The sequence below is a fragment of the Nocardia aegles genome, assembly GCF_052545135.1.
The window spans coordinates 329,122-345,883 of sequence record NZ_JBQWRI010000007.1 but is presented as its reverse complement, the minus strand read 5'-3'; the positions used below and the strand labels follow the sequence as shown (position 1 = coordinate 345,883).

Here is a 16,762-nt window from a genome sequence, read left to right as displayed (position 1 = left end):
CCGAGCAATGTGAATGATCTTGTTCCACAATTACCTCCGAAAAACCCCATCGATTCCGGGACGCGGCTCTGCTACCGTCTGTAGTAGGAACGGATACCACTCATCCAGGCGGGGTGCCGGCCATGGCTATAGATCCAGCTCGCAAAATCGCCAACCAAGCCGATGAGGCGGACGAGCGATATAGGGCCGCCGCGTTCGTCAAGCGGTCGATCAACAAGGTCTTCCCGACGCACTGGTCGTTCCTGCTCGGTGAGATCGCGCTGTACAGCTTCATCATCCTGCTGCTGTCGGGTGTGTACCTGACGTTGTTCTTCGACCCATCGATGACAGAGGTCGTCTACAACGGCGCCTATCAGCCGCTGCGTGGGGTGACCATGTCGCGGGCGTACGAGACGGCGCTGAACATCTCCTTCGAGGTGCGCGGTGGCTTGTTCGTGCGGCAGGTGCATCACTGGGCGGCGTTGTTGTTCGCGACGTCGATCATCGTGCATCTGTTCCGGATCTTCTTCACCGGCGCGTTCCGCAAGCCGCGGGAGGCGAACTGGGTACTCGGCTCGCTGCTGCTGATCCTGGCGATGTTCGAGGGCTTCTTCGGCTACTCGCTGCCCGACGACCTGCTGTCGGGCACCGGCCTGCGCGCCGCGTTCTCTGGCATCACGATCTCGATCCCGATCATCGGCACCTGGCTGCACTGGCTGATCTTCGGTGGTGATTTCCCCGGTGACATCATCATTCCGCGGCTGTACATCGCGCATGTGTTGTTGTTCCCCGGCATCATCCTGGCGTTGATCGCCGCGCACGTGGCGCTGGTGTGGTACCAGAAGCACACCCAGTTCCCCGGCCCGGGCCGCACGGAGAACAACGTGGTCGGCGCGCGGATCGTGCCGGTGTTCGCCGCCGACCAGGGCGCCTACTTCGCCTTCACCCTCGGCATCGTGGGCCTGCTCGGCGGCATCTTCCAGATCAACCCGATCTGGAACCTGGGTCCGTACAATCCGTCGCAGGTGTCGGCGGGTTCGCAGCCGGACTTCTACATGATGTGGACCGACGGCATGGCCCGGTTGATGCCGCCGTGGGAGCTGTATCCGGGCCGCTACACCGTGCCTGCGGTGTTCTGGGTCGCCGTGATCATGGGGTTGGTCTTCACCGTACTCATCGCCTACCCGTGGATCGAGAAGCGGCTGACCGGCGACACCAGCGCGCACCACAACCTGTTGCAGCGCCCCCGCGACGTGCCCGTTCGCACGGCCATCGGCGCGATGGCCATCGCGTTCTACACGGTGCTGACGCTGTCGTGCGTCAACGACATCATCGCGTACAAGTTCCACATCTCGCTCAACGCGACGACCTGGGCCGGACGCATCGGCCTGCTGCTCGTGCCCCCGATCGCCTACTTCCTGGCCTATCGCATCTGCCTCGGCCTGCAGCGCAGCGACCGAGCGGTGCTCGAGCACGGGGTGGAGACCGGTGTGATCAAGCGTCTGCCGCATGGTGAGTACATCGAGGTGCATCAGCCGCTGGGCCCGGTGGACGGGCACGGTCACCCGATCCCGCTGGCGTACCAGGGCGCGCCCGTGCCGAAGAAGATGAGCAAGCTGGGTGCGGCGGGCAAGCCGGGCACCGGCAGCTTCTTGCGCGCGGATCCACGGGACGAGAGCGACCGGCACTTCGAAATCGAGCACGAAGAGGAACGCAAGCAGCTCGCCGTGCTGCGCAAGGTCCAGGAACGGGCGAACGGCGACGGAAATGGTACTGCGCACTGAACATTCGACCCGGCGCGCAACCCGCCGGAAAACCGCGAAGGCCCCGAGTCCACGCGACCCGGGGCCCGCTTTGCCTTGTTCAGGCGATTCCGAAGCAGTTCAGCCGCGCCGGAACGCTCCCGTCGAGACCCCCACTAGGAATGTATCCCACTCGCCCGGCGCAAACGCCAAGACCGGGCCACGTCCACTGTGCTTGGTGTCACGAACCGCGACACGGCCGTCGATGAGAAAAGCGACTTCCACACACGCTCCATCCGGACCGCTGTATGTGCTCTTGCGCCATCCAGCGTCCGTCCAACCAACCTCCACGGTACTAGCTCCTTTGCTGCGTCGAGAGCGAGATTTCTCCTGACATCGTTCCAGCTAGCATCGGCACCCGACTGGAAAGTCGAATCCCGTGGTGGACCCTTTGCCGGAGCCCACTTTCCCGGTGCGTCGATATCGCACATCGAGTTAGAGCGGAAATTGACCTCGCGCGAGGCCCGTCCTCGCGCGGTAACACTAGCAGGTCCTTCGAAAGTTTGCCCATCTCTTGCCTATTCAATCATCGCGACCGAAGACACCTCCGGATCAGAAGAGTTGCGGGAACATTGCCAGACCCCTGGTATTCATTCCTAACACTGGCGTACCACAATTTTTTTGGCGGATGTGATTGCTCTGTTATCAGCGGCAATTCACCGCGCGCATCAGGCCGCGTCGACGGACGCGCAGCGGCCGTGCATGATGGAATCTATGGTCGAACGCGATCGAGACGACGCAGGTCGCGCCCGTAGCGCCCGTCCGCGCGACCGACTCGGGCGCCCACTGCCTCCCGGCAGCACCGGAGTTGCCCGAATTCCGGACGATCTCGATCTTCCGCCCCAGCAAACCTTGACCTTCGCCCAGCAACTGCTGGACGAGGGACTTGCGTTCAATGCACACGAGGTTTTAGAGGCCGCATGGAAGAGCGGGCCGTTAGCTGAGCGGATGCTGTGGCAGGCGCTCGCGCAGTTCGCTGTCGGACTGACGCACATCCAGCGCGGAAATCCGAAGGGAGCGCGTACACTGCTCGCCCGCGCGGTGTCGCGGTTGACGGCATACCGACTCGACGGCGGGCAGGCGCCCTACGATATCGACCTCCCCGGATTGGTCGCCCACGCCGAGGCCCTGCTCGCCACACTGGACGCGGGCGACGAACCGGCGGACGCCGACCTGCGGCCGCGGCTGCGCTGCTGATCGCCTAATGGGTGCAGCCTGACGCAGTCCGTCCTCAACCCCGCGCACGGCCGCAGCGAAGGCGGAGGTACGCATAAAAAGGCACAGCCGGACGCAGTCCGTCCTCAACCCCGCGCACGGCCGCAGCGAAGGCGGAGGTACGCATAAAAAGGCACAGCCGGACGCAGTCCGTCCTCAACCCCGCGCACGGCCGCAGCGAAGGCGGAGGTACGCAGAACGGGCGCAGCCGGACGTAGTCCGTCCTCAACCCCGCGCACGGCCGCAGCGAAGGCGGAGGTACGCAGAACGGGCGCAGCCGGACGTAGTCCGTCCTTAGCCCCGCGCACGGCCGGAGCGAAGGCGGAGGTACGCCTTCTACCATGGCCGACGTGCGCATCTCATCGACCACCAGGCGAGCCCGTGACTGAGCCGGGTGCGGGCCGGTACGCGCCGAGCCCGTCCGGGGACCTGCACCTGGGCAATCTCCGCACCGCTCTGCTGGCTTGGGCATTCGCTCGTTCCACCGGCCGCCGTTTCCTGTTGCGGATCGATGACCTGGACCGAGTTCGCCCCGGTGCGGAGCAGCGGCAGCTCGAGGATCTCGCCGCGATCGGTGTCGATTGGGACGGGCCCGTGGTTCGCCAGTCCGATCGGTTGCCGGTGTACGAAGTGGCCATCGAACGCCTCACCGCCGCCGGGCTCACCTATGAATGCTTCTGCACGCGAAGAGAAATACAGAAAGCCGCGACGGCGCCGCACGGCCCCATGGGCGCCTACCCCGGTACCTGCCGCACGCTGATCCCCGTGGAGCGCGAGCGGCTGCGCGCACAGGGCCGCCCGGCCGCACTGCGCCTGCGCGCCATGGCCACCGAGTTCGAGGTGCACGACGAGCTGCACGGTCGCTACCGGGGCCCGGTCGACGACGTGGTGCTGCGGCGCGCCGACGGCATCCCCGCCTACAACCTCGCCGTCGTGGTGGACGATGCGGCGCAGGGCGTCGACCAGGTGGTCCGCGGCGACGACCTGCTGCCGTCGACCCCGCGGCAGGCATACCTCGCGACGCTGCTCGATCTGCCGGTGCCGCACTACGCCCATGTGCCGCTGGTGCTCAATACGCAACGGCGGCGGCTGGCGAAACGGGATGGGGCGGTGACACTCCGCGAACGATTGGCGCTCGGCAACACGCCGGAGGAAGTAATCTCGGCACTGGCCGGTTCGCTCGGCTTCACCGTGACATCGTCGTCCGAGCTACTCGAGCATTTCGACACCCGGCGGCTACCCCGCGAACCGTCGGTATTCGACGTGGACGGGTTGTTGCGAAGCAGCCCATGTCCGTAACGTACGCATTGTCCAACTACTGATCAATCGACGAGGACAAACAACTATGACAAGCGGTGGGTACGACCCCAACCAGTATCCGCAGGGCGGGCAGCCGTACGGGCAGCCGTACCCACAGGGGGGCGACCAGTACGGGCAGCAGCCGCAGTACGGCCAGCAGCCCCAATACGGGCAACAGCAGCCCCAATATGGGCAACAGCAGCCCCAATTCGGGCAACAGCCCCAGTACGGACAGCAGCCGCCCCAGTACGGGCAGGAACCGTTCGGCCAGTACCCGCCGCAGCAGCCCGGCTTCAACAACTACGGCGGTCAACCGGGCGACCTCGGCACCCGTATCGGTGCGCGTGTCATCGACGCGCTCATCCTCTACGTCCCCTACATCATCCTGTACACCCTGGTCAGTAAGTCGCTGGGCCTGACCATCGGTCTCAGCGTGGTGTGGACCTTGGTCCAGCTCGGCTACTTCGTCGGCATGGAGACCTCGCAGGGCACGACACTCGGTAAGAAGATCCTCGGTTTGAAGGTGCTCGCTCCGGGCGGCGCCGCGAAGATCGACCCCGCTACCTCGCTGAAGCGCAACATCTTCATCGCGGCCAGCATTATCCCGTGCATCGGCAACCTCGTCGCGCTCGTGCTGGCGATCTACATCATGGTCACCATCTCGCAGGACCCGAACAAGCAGGGCTGGCACGACAAGTTCGCCGGCGGCACCCAGGTCGTGAAGGCCTGATCCGCCGCAGCGGGCTCGAACACGCAGGGGCGCACCCGAATCGGGTGCGCCCCTGTTGCTTTCGGTGACCGCGCCGCTACGTGCTGGTCGTCCCCGCGATGATCACGACGACGAACCACAGGATGGCCAGCACGACCGCGCCGACGCCGATCCAGATGCCCGCGAGCGCCATACCGCGCCCCTCCTGGCCGCTCTGCTTGACCTGGTTCAACGCGATCACGCCGAGGATGATGCCGACGATCGAGCCGAGCCCGCAGGTGACGAGTCCGACCAGCGACGAAACGAGCGCACCGATCGCCATACCGTTGGTGCCCTGGGCCGGGACTCCATAGGGCTGGTACGGAGTCTGGTAGCCGTATTGCGGCTGCGCGTACGGCTGCGCGGGCGGCTGGTAGGACGGGTACTGCGGCTGCGGAGGCGGCGTCATCGGCTGCGCGGACGACTGCACCGGGTACTGCGGCGCCGACGGATAGCCCGACGGCTGCTGCCCCGGGCTCGGATACTGCGGGACCGAATTCTGTCCACCGGACTCCGGCGACACGCCTTGGCCACCGTACTGCTTCCACCACTCGTCGGAGTCCCCGGGATTCGTCATGGCTACAGCGTATTCCACAACCTGGTTGGATGATGCGGGTGAGTGAGTCGAAAACCACCCAAGAGCACGGCGGGCCTGGGCGCCCCGCGGACCACGCGGCATTTGCCCAGGTAGCGCGGGGGTACTACGCACCGATCGTGGCCCTGTTCACGGCAACCCTGATCATCTCCAACATCTGCGCCACCAAGGGGGTGGAGTTCTTCGGCGATCGGTCGGTGTCGCTGGGGCCGCTGCAAATCCTTCCGATCGCCACCGACGGCGCCTTCTTCCTCTTCCCGCTCGCCTACATCCTCGGTGATGTGCTGAGCGAGGTGTACGGCTTCCGCGCCACCCGGCGCGCCATCTACTACGGCTTCGCCATCCTGCTGCTGACGGTGGTGTGCTTCGCCATCGCGATCCAGTTGCCCGCCGCGGGTTTCTACGAGAACCAAGAGGCGTTCCGCACCGTCCTCGGAACGACGCCGCGTCTGGTCATGGCGGGTCTGGCCGGGTACTTCGTCGGCCAGCTGCTGAATTCCGCGACGTTGGTGCTGATCAAGGAGCGGACGAAGGAAAGGCATCTGTGGGCCAGGCTGATCGGGTCGACCATCGTCGGCGAGTTCGCCGACACGCTGATCTTCTGCTCGATCGCCGCGGGCGCCATCGGCATCGATACCTGGCAGCAGTTCGTCAACTATGTGATCGTCGGCTTCATCTGGAAGACCCTTTGCGAGGTGTTCGTGCTCCCGATCACCTACCGGGTGATCGCGTTGCTCAAGGAGCACGAACCGAGCTACGCGCCGACCGAAGCGGATCCGCTGCACACCTGACGATATTCCCGGCGCCACCCCAGAGGGCGCGGGCCGCACGAGACGATCGAAGACGCTGTCGAGCCACCGGTCATCCGTTCGGACCGCGCCCTCCCTTACTTTTCCAGCGGCTCAGCGTTTCCGCTTTGTGCTCGTCGAAGTAGCCGCCCTCGATGCTGTGCCGGATGCGGTCGACCAGGCGAACCGTGAACCGCTCGTTGTGAATCGTGCACAGCGTGGCCGCGAGCATCTCCTTGGCTTTGAACAGGTGATGAAGGTAGGCGCGCGTGTAATTGGCGCAGGTGTAGCAGTCGCAGTTCGCGTCGATCGGGGTGAAGTCCCGGCGAAAGCGGCTGGTGTTGATGTTGAACCGGCCGGTGTCGACGTAGATCGCGGCGTTGCGGGCGACCCGGGACGGGTTCACGCAGTCGAAGGTGTCCGCGCCGTTCTCGATGGCGGTGAAGATGTCTTCCGGCTCGCTGATACCCAGCATGTGCCGCGGTTTGTCCTCGGGCAGCTCATCACAGCACCACCCGACGATAGCGCCAAGATTGTGCTTCTCCAGCGCGCCGCCGATCCCGTAGCCGTCGAATCCCGTTCCGCCGTTTCCGCGAATCGATTCGAGGCCGCGGCATGCCTTCCGGCGCAAATCCTCGTACTGCGCGCCCTGGATGACGGCGAACAGCGCCTGGTACGGGCGATGCGTGCGCGCGGCGGTCAGGCGTTCGTGCTCGTCGATGCAGCGCTGCGCCCACTCATGTGTGCGCTGCACCGATCGTTCCTGGTAGGCACGGGTGTTGAGCAGCGTGGTGAGTTCGTCGAAAGCGAACATGATGTCGGCGCCGAGCTGGTGCTGGATGCCCATCGACACCTCCGGCGTGAACCGGTGCACCGAGCCGTCGTGGTGGGAGCGGAAGGTGACGCCGTCGTCGTCCACGGTGGCCAGGCGCTCCTTGCCGGGTGCGATCACGTCGTCGCTGCGCACGTCGACCGCCTCCATCGCGAGCACTTTCTTGAAGCCGACGCCCAGCGACATCACCTGGAACCCGCCGCTGTCGGTGAAGGTCGGCCCCGGCCAGTTCATGAACGCGCCGAGCCCGCCCGCCTCGTCCACGATGTCGGCGCCCGGCTGCAAGTAGAGGTGGTAGGCGTTCGCCAGCAGCGCTTGCGCGCCGAGTTCCCGCATGGTCTCCGGCAGCACCGCTTTGACCGTCGCCTTGGTGCCCACCGGGATGAAGGCGGGCGTGGCGATCGATCCGTGCGGCGTGGCGATCACCCCGGACCGCCCGTGCCGCCCCGCCAGGCGGGTACCGACGGTGAAGGAGAAGGATTCGGGACCGGACACCCCGCTATCCTCGCAGTTCGGTGGACGCCGCCCGAACCAGGCCACCGCTCACCATAAGCATCGGCTCCGGTCAGTCGGATTCGCCGAGGCGCGACACCCGCTCGGTCTGCTCCTGGTGCACCCGCAGCGCGGTACGCCGCAAGTCGAGTGCGACGCGCGGCTCATGACCCGCCTGGCCCCCGCGTCGGCCTGCGAATGTATTGCCGGGCAAGGGCGGACCCTGAACGCTCTTGCCTGGCGACGCCGGAAACGATCGGCGGGCCGCAGCAGCCTGCCGATCGTTTTGCGTGCCTATCGTGGTGTCATCGGGTGAGCAGCGAGCGCAGGGCGAGGATGGAGTCGCGGCGCTCATAGGCGATCCAGGCGAAGATGCCCGACAGCACCAGCGGGAAGGGCGCGTAGGCGGGCATATCCGTGAGGAAGAGGTTGGTCGCCGCGGCAAGCAGGGTCAGGACCGACAGGCCGACCGCGGCCGGCCCGCTCAGGCGCCGCACGAGCAGGCCGATCCCGCCCGCGATCTCGCAGGTCCCCACGAAGTACATGAACCAGGGCGAGCCGAAACCGGCCTCACGCATCGCCGCCATGTTCTCCTCGGGGACCATGTCGAGCACCTTCGGCAAGCCCGAGGCGACGATGAAGAACAGGCCCAGGAAGATCTGCAATCCCCACAGGACACGGTTGCGGACTTTGCCGGGGCGGACGGCGGTGGCGGTGGTCGCGGCGGCGATGGTGGTCATTGTTCGTTCCTCCAGGGTCGGTCGCGCTGTCCGGTAGCGCGTTCACCTGAGAGGACTGCGGCTCTGGCGCGGATTCATCGGTCGCGGCGAAAATTGTTCCGACGCGCCTTCCCCGCACGTTGGGCCTGCCCAAATGTCGACGTGCCCAGCGCACCGCGACACCAGGTTCCGAGCGAAGCTGACCGAGCTTTCGCCGTTCCGGCCCGCCGGCCGAACTACACAGCTCCAGCGAACTGGGCGTTGTACAGCCGGTAGTACGCCCCGCGCTCCTCGAGCAAGCGGTCGTGCGAGCCGTGTTCCACGATGCGGCCCGCTTCCATGACGACGATCAGGTCGGCGTCGCGGATGGTGGACAGGCGGTGGGCGATGACGAAACTGGTCCGGTCACGGCGCAGGGCGGCGGTGGCGTGCTGGACGAGCAGCTCGGTGCGGGTGTCCACCGAGCTTGTCGCCTCGTCCAAGATGAGGATGGACGGTTTGGCGAGGAACGCGCGCGCGATGGTGATCAGCTGTTTCTCGCCCGCGCTGACGCCGGAGCCCTCGTCGTCGATCACCGTGTCGTAGCCGTCGGGCAGCGCGTGCACGAAGCGGTCGACGTAGGCGGCGCGCGCCGCGGCGAGGATCTCCTCTTCGCTCGCGTTCGGGTTGCCGTAAGCGATGTTCTCCCGGATGGTGCCCTTGAACAGCCAGGTGTCCTGCAATACCATGCCGATGCGCGAGCGCAGGTGGTCGCGGGTGATCTCGGTGATGTCGACGCCGTCGATGGTGATGGTGCCCGCGTCCAGTTCGTAGAACCGCATGAGCAGGTTCACCAGCGTGGTCTTGCCCGCGCCGGTGGGGCCGACGATGGCGACCACGTGCCCGGGGTCGGCCACCAGGGACAGCCGCTCGATCACCGGCTTGTCGGGTTCGTAGCGGAACGAGACGGCCTCGAACTCCACCCGGCCTCGGTCGACCGGGCGGGCTTCGGCCATCACCGGGTCCGGGCTCTGCTCCTCGGCGTCGAGGATCTCGAAGATCCGCTCGGCCGAGGCGACGCCGGATTGCAGCAGGTTGGCCATCGCGCCGAGCTGGGTCAGCGGCTGGCTGAACTGACGGGAGTACTGGATGAACGCCTGCACCTCGCCGAGCGAGAGGCTGCCCGTGGCCACCTTCAGTCCGCCGACCAGCGCGACCAGCACGAAGTTCACGTTCCCCAGGAACATGATCGCGGGCATGATCAGGCCCGAGATGAACTGCGCTTTGAAGCTGGCCTGGTAGAGCTGCTCGTTGCGCTGGTCGAATTCCTTGCCGACCTCGCGGTTGCGGCCGAACGCGGTGACCACCTCGTGCCCGGTGTACGCCTCCTCGACCTGGGCGTTGACCAGGCCGGTGTACTTCCACTGGTCGACGAAGTGCGGCTTGGACCGCTTGGCGATCTGCGCGGTGACCACGACGGCGGCGGGCACGGTGAGCAATGCGATCACCGCGAGCTGCCAGGAGATCCAGAACATCATGACCAGGATGCCGAGCACCGAGAACACCGACACGAGCAGCTGGCTCATGGTCTGCTGCAGGCCCTGCGAGACGTTGTCGACGTCGTTGGTCACCCGGCTGAGCACGTCGCCGCGCGGCGCGGAGTCGAAGTAGCGCAACGGAAGCCGATGGATCTTGTCCTCGACCTCACTGCGCAGCCGCTTCACCGTCCGGTTGATCACGATGTTGAGCAGGTACGCCTGCAACCATCCGAAGACGGCCGCGCCGATGTACAGCACCAGCACCAGCGCGAGGACTCGCCCGACCGCGCCGAAGTCCACCCCGACCCCGGGCACCACGTTCATGGCGCCGAGCATGTCGGCGAAGGTGTTGTCACCCTTGGCTCGCAGGGCTTCGATCGCCTGCTCCTTGGACACGCCGGGCGGCAGCTGTTTGCCGACAACGCCGTCGAAGACCAGGTTGGTCGCCTTGCCCAGTACGTACGGGCCGATTGTGTTCAGCACCACCGAAATGATGACGAGCGCGATGATCAGCGCGACCTGCAACCGCTCCGGAGCGAGCCTGCGCAACAATCGTTTCAGCGAGGGCCCGAACGATTTCGCCTTGGTGCCCGGCGCACCGGGTGTGGGCATTCCGGGTCTCATCGCGCCTCCTCGGCACTCAGTTGCGACTCGACGATCTCCCGGTACTCCGAGCAGTCCCGTAGGAGTTGCTCGTGCGTGCCGATGCCCGCCATCGCGCCGTCTTCCAGCACTACGATCTGGTCCGCGTCCCGGATGGTGGCGATGCGCTGAGCGACGATGAGGACCGAGGCGTCGGCGGTTTCCGGCTTCAGCGCCTCCCGCAGCCTGGCGTCGGTCGCTACGTCCAGCGCGGAGAACGAGTCGTCGAATAGATACACCCGCGGCTTCTTCACCAGCGCTCGGGCGATGGCCAACCGCTGACGCTGACCTCCGGAGACAGTGGTACCGCCCTGGGCGACGGGGGTTTGCAGCCCCTCCGGCATCTCCCGGACGAAATCGGCGGCCTGCGCGATCTCCAGCGCGCGCCACAGCTCCGCGTCGGTGGCGTGCGGATTGCCGTAACGCAGGTTGCTCGCGATCGTGCCGGAGAAGAGGTACGCCTTCTGCGGGACGAGGCCGATCTGCGAGCGCAACACCTCCAGGTCGACGTGACGTACGTTGGTGCCGCCGACGTAGACGGCGCCGTCGGTGACGTCCATCAGCCGGGGTATGAGGTTGATCAGCGTGGTCTTCCCCGAGCCGGTGGAGCCGACTATCGCGGTGGTGGTGCCGGGGCGCACCTGGAATCGGATGGCTTTCAGCACGGGCTTTTCCGCACCGGGGAAAGCGAACTCGGCGAACTGGAAGTCGACGACGGCCGGGTCGTCGGTGAACGGCTGCGGCAGGCGCGGCGGGTGCACCGAGGACTCGGTCTCCAGCACCTCGCCGATCCGGTCGGCCGAGACCGCGGCGCGCGGCGCCATCATGGCCAGGAACGAGGCCATCATCACGGCCATGAGGATCTGCATGATGTAGGACAGCATCGCGGTGAGCGAACCGATCTGCATGTGCCCGGCGTCGATCGCGCGCCCGCCGAACCAGATCACCGCGACCGCGGTGACGTTGCTGATCAGCATGACCGTGGGGAACATCAGCGCCATCAACCGGCCGACTCGCAGCGCGGTAGCGGTGAGCTCGGTGTTGGCCAGGCCGAACCGCCAGGTCTCCTGCCGTTCCCGCACGAAGGCCCGCACCACGCGGATACCGGTGATCTGCTCGCGCAGTACCCGATTCACCTCGTCGATCCTGGCCTGCATGTCGCGGAAGCCGGGGACCATCCTGGAGATCAGTACGGCCATGGACAAACCGAGCGCGGGCACCGCGATCAGCAGCAGCCAGGACAGGCCGAGATCCTCGCGCAACGCCATGATGATGCCGCCGACGCACATGATCGGCGCCATCACCAGGATGGTGGCCGACATCACGATGAGCAGCTGAACCTGCTGAATGTCGTTGGTATTGCGGGTGATCAGCGAGGGCGCGCCGAACATGCCCACTTCACGTGCGGAGAAGGTGCCGACGCGGTGTAGCAGGGCGCCGCGCAGATCGCGGCCCGCGCTCATGGCCGCCTGCGCGCCGAGATAGACCGAAGCGGCCGACGCGACGATCTGCACGCCCGTGACCGCGAGCATCCACAAGCCGGTGGTCCAGATGTAGCCGAGATCACCTTTGGTGACGCCGTTGTCGATCAGGTCCGCGTTCAGGCTCGGCAGATACAGCATCGCGATCACGGAAGTGAGCTGAAGCACAACGACCCCCACCAGCTGGGCGCGGTAAGGGTACAGATGCGTGCGGAGCAGTCGGATCAGCATGATGAATCGCAGGCTACCGGCTGTCGGCGCGATACGCCGTAGGGATTTTCGACCTGCATGGATGCTCTCCCGTCGGGGTGTGCGGTGCTAGCGGCGCGCCCAGGCGCCCGGGTCTTCGGTGAGGGCATCGACGAATCCGGGCAGTTGGTTGCTCGCGATGTCGGCGACGGTGACGTTCTCCAGCACCGCGCGAATGTTGACCCGCAACGCGATCCATACCCGCTGCAACGGCTCGGCCGCCCCAGCGTAGTGGACGTCCTCCGGTCGCGCGCCGCGCACCGACGCGAGCGGGCCCTCGATCGCGCGGATCACGTCCGCGATGGAGATGTCGGCGGCCGGCCTGGCCAGCCAATAGCCGCCGTCCGGGCCGCGCCTGCTGATCACCAGTTCGGCGCGGCGCAGTTCACCGAGCACGGACTCGAGCACCTTGGGCGGAATCCGCTGGGCGGTGGCGATCGCTTCGGCCTTGACCACCGGTGCGGCCTGCGCGAGGGGTACGCCGAGCGCGACCACGGACTGGTCCAGCCGCGGCGCACTGGCGATCTCGAGCAGCGTCCGCACCGCGTAATCGACCTTCGCGGTGATGTGCACGGCGGCGACTCCTGGCATCGGGGGATGGCTCGAATCTACGCGGCGCCGCTGCCTGCGAGCACGCAGGTCGCGGCGTCCAGCAGGGACGCTTCCACCAGTGCGTCGTCCGCACCGGGCACGAGTTCCTTGGACACCAGCGCCACACAGATCACCTCGAGCGCGGCGCAGGCGCGCAGTTGCGCCGCCGCGGTGGCGTCCGGCCCGGCCAGCCACTGGCGCAGCGCCTCGTTGGTGTTCTTCAGATCGGGATAGCGGTCGGCCATGGCATTGATGATCGCGACCGTATCGCGCACGATCAGCGCTCCGGCGTCACGGTGATGGATCAGACCACGCAGATATGTCCGCAGCACCTGGCGGATGCTCTCGGTGTCGTGCGGCAGCCGGTCGAGATCGTCCACCACCGAACGCATGTGATCGACGATCGGATCGATGATCGCCAGCAGCAGATCGAGCTTCGAGGCGTAGTGATAGTAGAGCGAAGCCTTTGTGATTCCCACCGCATCGGCGACCTCACGCAGGCTCGTCTGTTCGAATCCTTTGGCTCCGAACAGCTTCATCGCGGCGTCCCGAATCGCACTTTTGGTGCTTCGACCTGCTGCGACAGCGCCGGATGTGTCACGCCCAACCATCCGACGATCTTCTCATCACCTTCGCAGGCGGCGAAGGTCGCCCGCAAATCAGAGGTTGTACCTCCGCTTATCGCCTGGGTAGTCTACCTACCGCACGGTAGGCAGAAAGCGTCAGTGGAGGCGGAGGCAGGCAGGGCACCCCCGCGAGTGCTGTCTACACGTAGAACCAGCACGATCCCAGTCATCGCTAGGAGTAACCACTCGTGTCCGTTTATCTGTACAGATGGGGGAAGTTCGCCTTCCGCCGGAAATGGATAGTGCTTCCGGTCTGGCTCGTACTGTTCGTGCTCCTCGGTGGGCTGGGATTGCAGCTCAGCAAGCCGATGAGCAACGACTTCAGCATGCCGAACCTGCCCTCGCAGCGTGCCAACGAAATCCTCGACAAGCACTTTCCCGGCGCCTCCGCGGCGTTCGAATTCGACGCGGTCACCGGCACCTACGTCGCCGCCGCGCCGGCGGGACAGAAGCTGACCGATCCGGCCAACCGTGCGGCGCTGGACGCGTTCATCGCCGAACTCGGCCGGCTCGACATCGTCGACCACGGCAAGCCCGTCGTCAACCCGGTCGAAACGACCGAGAAGATGGGCTGCCTGAGCAATCCCGACCCCGCCCAGTGCAGTGGCGCCCCGCTGAACATACTCAGTCGGACCGCGCCCGCCACCGTCGCGGTGATCAACGTCCCGTTCACGATCGCGAAGGTCACCGACGTGACCGACGCCAACCGCGAAGCGGCCTACGACGTCGCCGCCGACGCCCGCAACGCCGGGCTCACGGTCGAGATGAGCGGCTCGATCGCGCAGAAGCAGGAACTGCCCAGCGGCAGGTCCGAGGTGATCGGCATGGCCGTCGCGCTGGTCGTGATGATCGTCACGTTCGGCGCTATCGTCGCGGCGGTCGTGCCGATCGTCACCGCGATCATCGGCTTGGGCGCGGCAACGTCACTGATCATGCTCGGTACGTCGGTGATCGAGATTCCCAGCTTCACTCCTTTCCTCGCCTCGATGATCAGTATCGCGCTGTCCATCGACTACGCGCTGTTCATCGTGTCCAGATACAAGCACGAACTCGCGGTGCAGGATTCGCCGGAAGAGGCTGCGGGCACCGCGCTCGGCACGGCTGGTTCCGCCGTGGTGTTCGCCGGTCTGACCGTCGTCATCGCGCTCGCGGGTCTGAGCGTCGTCGGTGTCCAGTTCATGACGTTCATGGGTCTGGGCGGGGCGATCGCCGCCGGTTTCGCGGTGCTCACCGCGATCACGCTGATGCCCGCGCTGCTCGGCGCGTTCGGCCGCTTCCTGTTCAAGCCGAAGCTGCCGGTGGTCGCCCAGCACGATCCCGAGGATGAGAACTCGGTGACCAACGGCATGCGTTTCGGTCGCCTGATCGGCCGCGCGCCGTGGGTGGCGTTGATCCTGAGCGTCGTGGTGCTGGGCGCGCTCGCCGCCCCCGCGGCCGGTCTGAACCTGGGCCTGCCCGGCGAGGACAGCATGCCGAAGACCTCCACCATCCGGAAGGCCTACGAGCTGCGGACCGCAGGCTTCGGCGAGGGCAGCAACGGCGTGCTCAACGTGGTCGCCGACCTGAGCGCCGTGCCCGACGAGAACCGGGACGCCGCGGTGCGGGCGCTGCGCGACAAACTCGCGTCCTACCCCGACATGGACTACGTGACCGAGCCGCAGTGGAGCCGGGACCAGCAGGGCGCGCTGCTGAACGGGGTGCCGAAGTCCGGGCCCAACAATCAGGCCACCAAGGACCTGGTGCGCGACGCCAGGGCGGCCGAAAGCCGGCTGAAGGCCGAATACGGCATCGAGTACGGCATCACCGGCACCACGGCGATCTACGCCGACGTGGACCATGTGCTGCTCAGCAAGATCGTGCCCTACCTGGCGATCGTGGCGGGCGCGGCATTCGTCCTGCTGATCCTGGTGTTCCGGTCGATCCTGGTGCCGCTCACCGCGGCGCTCGGGTTCCTGCTGTCGATGGCCGCCACCTTCGGCGCGACCGTGCTGATCTTCCAGGAGGGCAAGCTCGGCCTGATCGAGGATCCGCATCCGCTGGTCAGCTTCATGCCCATCATGCTGATCGGTCTGGTGTTCGGCCTCGCGATGGACTACCAGGTCTTCTTGGTGACCAGGATGCGTGAGGAGTTCGTGCACGGCAGGTCGGCCAAGGACGCGGTGGTCGCCGGTTACCACCATGGCGCGCGCGTGGTCACTTCGGCGGCGATCATCATGATCTCGGTGTTCAGTTCCTTCATGCTGGAAACCGACGTGACGGTGAAGTCGTTCGGTTTCGCCTTGGCGGCGGGCGTGCTACTGGACGCGTTCCTCGTCCGCATGGTGTTGATTCCGTCGCTGCTGGTGCTGATGGGCAAGTGGTCGTGGTGGATGCCGAAGTGGCTCGACCGGATCCTGCCCGACATCGATGTCGAGGGCTCGAAGCTGCGTGAGCTGCAGCGGCGATCCGCCGAGGCGGCGAAGGTGCCGGTCGGCGTCGGCTGATCCGCAGATCACGCAGTCGGCCCCGCATCCGGATGCGGGGCCGACTGTGTTTCATCGGCTCGGTTGCGGCAATTCGCAGTCGCCGACCTTCGGATTCACCCCGAGGTAGTTGAGCGGGCCCGCGAGGGCGGTGAGACCGATCGTGCCCCAGCCAGCGCAGTTGCTCGGGGGGCCGCTGTCGAAATAATGGCGCTGACCGGCCGCCAGCAAGCCGATCGCCAGCCAGGCCAGCAGCAGGAACCCGAGTAGCCGGGAGCCTGCGCCGGGGCCGCGCCCGGCACGCGCACGACGATCGTAATCACGCCCACGACGTTCGTAATCGCGCATCTCAACGGTTCCTTCCGTGCACCCCGTCGAGGGAATACCCGGACCCACGGACAGTCACCCAACGCACAACCAGGTGACGACGATTTCAGCCAGGTCAGCGAACCGGGGCGCACCGAAAAGCGGACGGCCGGGTGGCACACCCACCCGGCCGTCCGTGGTCACTCGGTCGAACTACGGGCTCGGTTGCGGGACATTGCAATCCGCGATCTTCGGGTTGACGCCCAGGTAGTTGAGCGGCCCCGCGATGACCGTGACGACGATGGTGCCCGCACCGGCGCAGTTGACCGGCCCGCTGTCGAAATAGTGCCGTTGTGCTGCGGCGACCACGCCGATCAGCAACCAGATCAAGAGGATTACACTTCCGATTCTCATATCTC

At 66.1% G+C, this 16,762-nt stretch carries 16 protein-coding genes; 6 read left to right on the top strand and 10 right to left on the bottom strand.

All coding sequences use genetic code 11. From position 1 onward, the window contains the following. Positions 1 to 122 precede the first annotated feature (122 nt). Positions 123 to 1,763, top strand: a complete 1,641-nt coding sequence (gene qcrB, locus ACT89H_RS21170) for a cytochrome bc1 complex cytochrome b subunit (protein WP_445110343.1) — start codon at positions 123 to 125, stop codon at positions 1,761 to 1,763. Between the two features lie 99 nt (positions 1,764 to 1,862). Here qcrB and ACT89H_RS21165 read toward each other — a convergent pair whose 3' ends face one another. Then, a complete protein-coding gene (locus ACT89H_RS21165; RefSeq protein ID WP_445110342.1) occupies positions 1,863 to 2,072 on the bottom strand; it encodes a DUF397 domain-containing protein in 210 nt (69 codons plus the stop codon). Positions 2,073 to 2,495: 423 nt separating this feature from the next. On the opposite strand from ACT89H_RS21165, the gene ACT89H_RS21160 reads away from it, so the two are divergent. The 3 genes from ACT89H_RS21160 (at position 2,496) to ACT89H_RS21150 (ending at position 5,025) form a co-directional block, all read left to right on the top strand. Beyond that, a complete protein-coding gene (locus ACT89H_RS21160) occupies positions 2,496 to 2,978 on the top strand; it encodes a DUF309 domain-containing protein (RefSeq protein WP_445110341.1) in 483 nt (160 codons plus the stop codon). 399 nt (positions 2,979 to 3,377) lie between these two features. After that, complete coding sequence (gene gluQRS / locus ACT89H_RS21155; protein WP_445110340.1) at positions 3,378 to 4,295, top strand: tRNA glutamyl-Q(34) synthetase GluQRS; 918 nt, start codon at positions 3,378 to 3,380, stop codon at positions 4,293 to 4,295. Between the two features lie 46 nt (positions 4,296 to 4,341). After that, a complete protein-coding gene (locus ACT89H_RS21150; protein WP_445110339.1) occupies positions 4,342 to 5,025 on the top strand; it encodes an RDD family protein in 684 nt (227 codons plus the stop codon). A 76-nt stretch (positions 5,026 to 5,101) separates the two neighbouring features. Here the strand turns inward: ACT89H_RS21150 and ACT89H_RS21145 are convergent, their stop codons facing one another. After that, positions 5,102 to 5,620: a DUF4190 domain-containing protein gene (locus ACT89H_RS21145; protein WP_445110338.1), complete on the bottom strand. Its 519-nt coding sequence runs from the start codon at positions 5,618 to 5,620 to the stop codon at positions 5,102 to 5,104. 29 nt (positions 5,621 to 5,649) lie between these two features. Between ACT89H_RS21145 and ACT89H_RS21140 the strand changes: the two genes are divergently transcribed. Beyond that, complete coding sequence (locus tag ACT89H_RS21140; RefSeq protein WP_445110337.1) at positions 5,650 to 6,429, top strand: queuosine precursor transporter; 780 nt, start codon at positions 5,650 to 5,652, stop codon at positions 6,427 to 6,429. 70 nt (positions 6,430 to 6,499) lie between these two features. On the opposite strand, the gene tgt is transcribed toward ACT89H_RS21140, so the two are convergent. The 6 genes from tgt to ACT89H_RS21110 all read right to left on the bottom strand — a co-directional run bounded on the left by tgt (position 6,500) and on the right by ACT89H_RS21110 (position 13,560). Beyond that, positions 6,500 to 7,753, bottom strand: a complete 1,254-nt coding sequence (gene tgt / locus ACT89H_RS21135) for a tRNA guanosine(34) transglycosylase Tgt (RefSeq protein ID WP_445110336.1) — start codon at positions 7,751 to 7,753, stop codon at positions 6,500 to 6,502. Between the two features lie 302 nt (positions 7,754 to 8,055). Further along, on the bottom strand, positions 8,056 to 8,490 hold the full coding sequence (locus ACT89H_RS21130; RefSeq protein WP_445110335.1) for a DoxX family protein: 435 nt from the start codon (positions 8,488 to 8,490) through the stop codon (positions 8,056 to 8,058). Positions 8,491 to 8,705: 215 nt separating this feature from the next. Then, positions 8,706 to 10,610 (bottom strand): ABC transporter ATP-binding protein, encoded by a 1,905-nt coding sequence (locus tag ACT89H_RS21125; protein WP_445110334.1) that lies wholly within the window; start codon positions 10,608 to 10,610, stop codon positions 8,706 to 8,708. Next, positions 10,607 to 12,340: an ABC transporter ATP-binding protein gene (locus tag ACT89H_RS21120; RefSeq protein WP_445110333.1), complete on the bottom strand. Its 1,734-nt coding sequence runs from the start codon at positions 12,338 to 12,340 to the stop codon at positions 10,607 to 10,609. Before ACT89H_RS21120 ends, ACT89H_RS21125 begins: the two co-directional genes overlap by 4 nt. Positions 12,341 to 12,427: 87 nt before the next feature. Beyond that, the gene (locus ACT89H_RS21115; protein ID WP_445110394.1) at positions 12,428 to 12,931 is read right to left on the bottom strand and encodes an RrF2 family transcriptional regulator; all 504 of its coding nucleotides are present in this window, start codon (positions 12,929 to 12,931) and stop codon (positions 12,428 to 12,430) included. Positions 12,932 to 12,966: 35 nt separating this feature from the next. Then, complete coding sequence (locus ACT89H_RS21110) at positions 12,967 to 13,560, bottom strand: TetR/AcrR family transcriptional regulator (RefSeq protein WP_445110332.1); 594 nt, start codon at positions 13,558 to 13,560, stop codon at positions 12,967 to 12,969. A 203-nt stretch (positions 13,561 to 13,763) separates the two neighbouring features. On the opposite strand from ACT89H_RS21110, the gene ACT89H_RS21105 reads away from it, so the two are divergent. Continuing rightward, on the top strand, positions 13,764 to 16,058 hold the full coding sequence (locus ACT89H_RS21105) for an MMPL family transporter (RefSeq protein WP_445110331.1): 2,295 nt from the start codon (positions 13,764 to 13,766) through the stop codon (positions 16,056 to 16,058). 51 nt (positions 16,059 to 16,109) lie between these two features. Here the strand turns inward: ACT89H_RS21105 and ACT89H_RS21100 are convergent, their stop codons facing one another. After that, on the bottom strand, positions 16,110 to 16,385 hold the full coding sequence (locus tag ACT89H_RS21100; protein ID WP_445110330.1) for a hypothetical protein: 276 nt from the start codon (positions 16,383 to 16,385) through the stop codon (positions 16,110 to 16,112). A gap of 171 nt (positions 16,386 to 16,556) precedes the next feature. Then, positions 16,557 to 16,757 (bottom strand): hypothetical protein, encoded by a 201-nt coding sequence (locus tag ACT89H_RS21095; RefSeq protein WP_445110329.1) that lies wholly within the window; start codon positions 16,755 to 16,757, stop codon positions 16,557 to 16,559. Positions 16,758 to 16,762 lie beyond the last annotated feature (5 nt).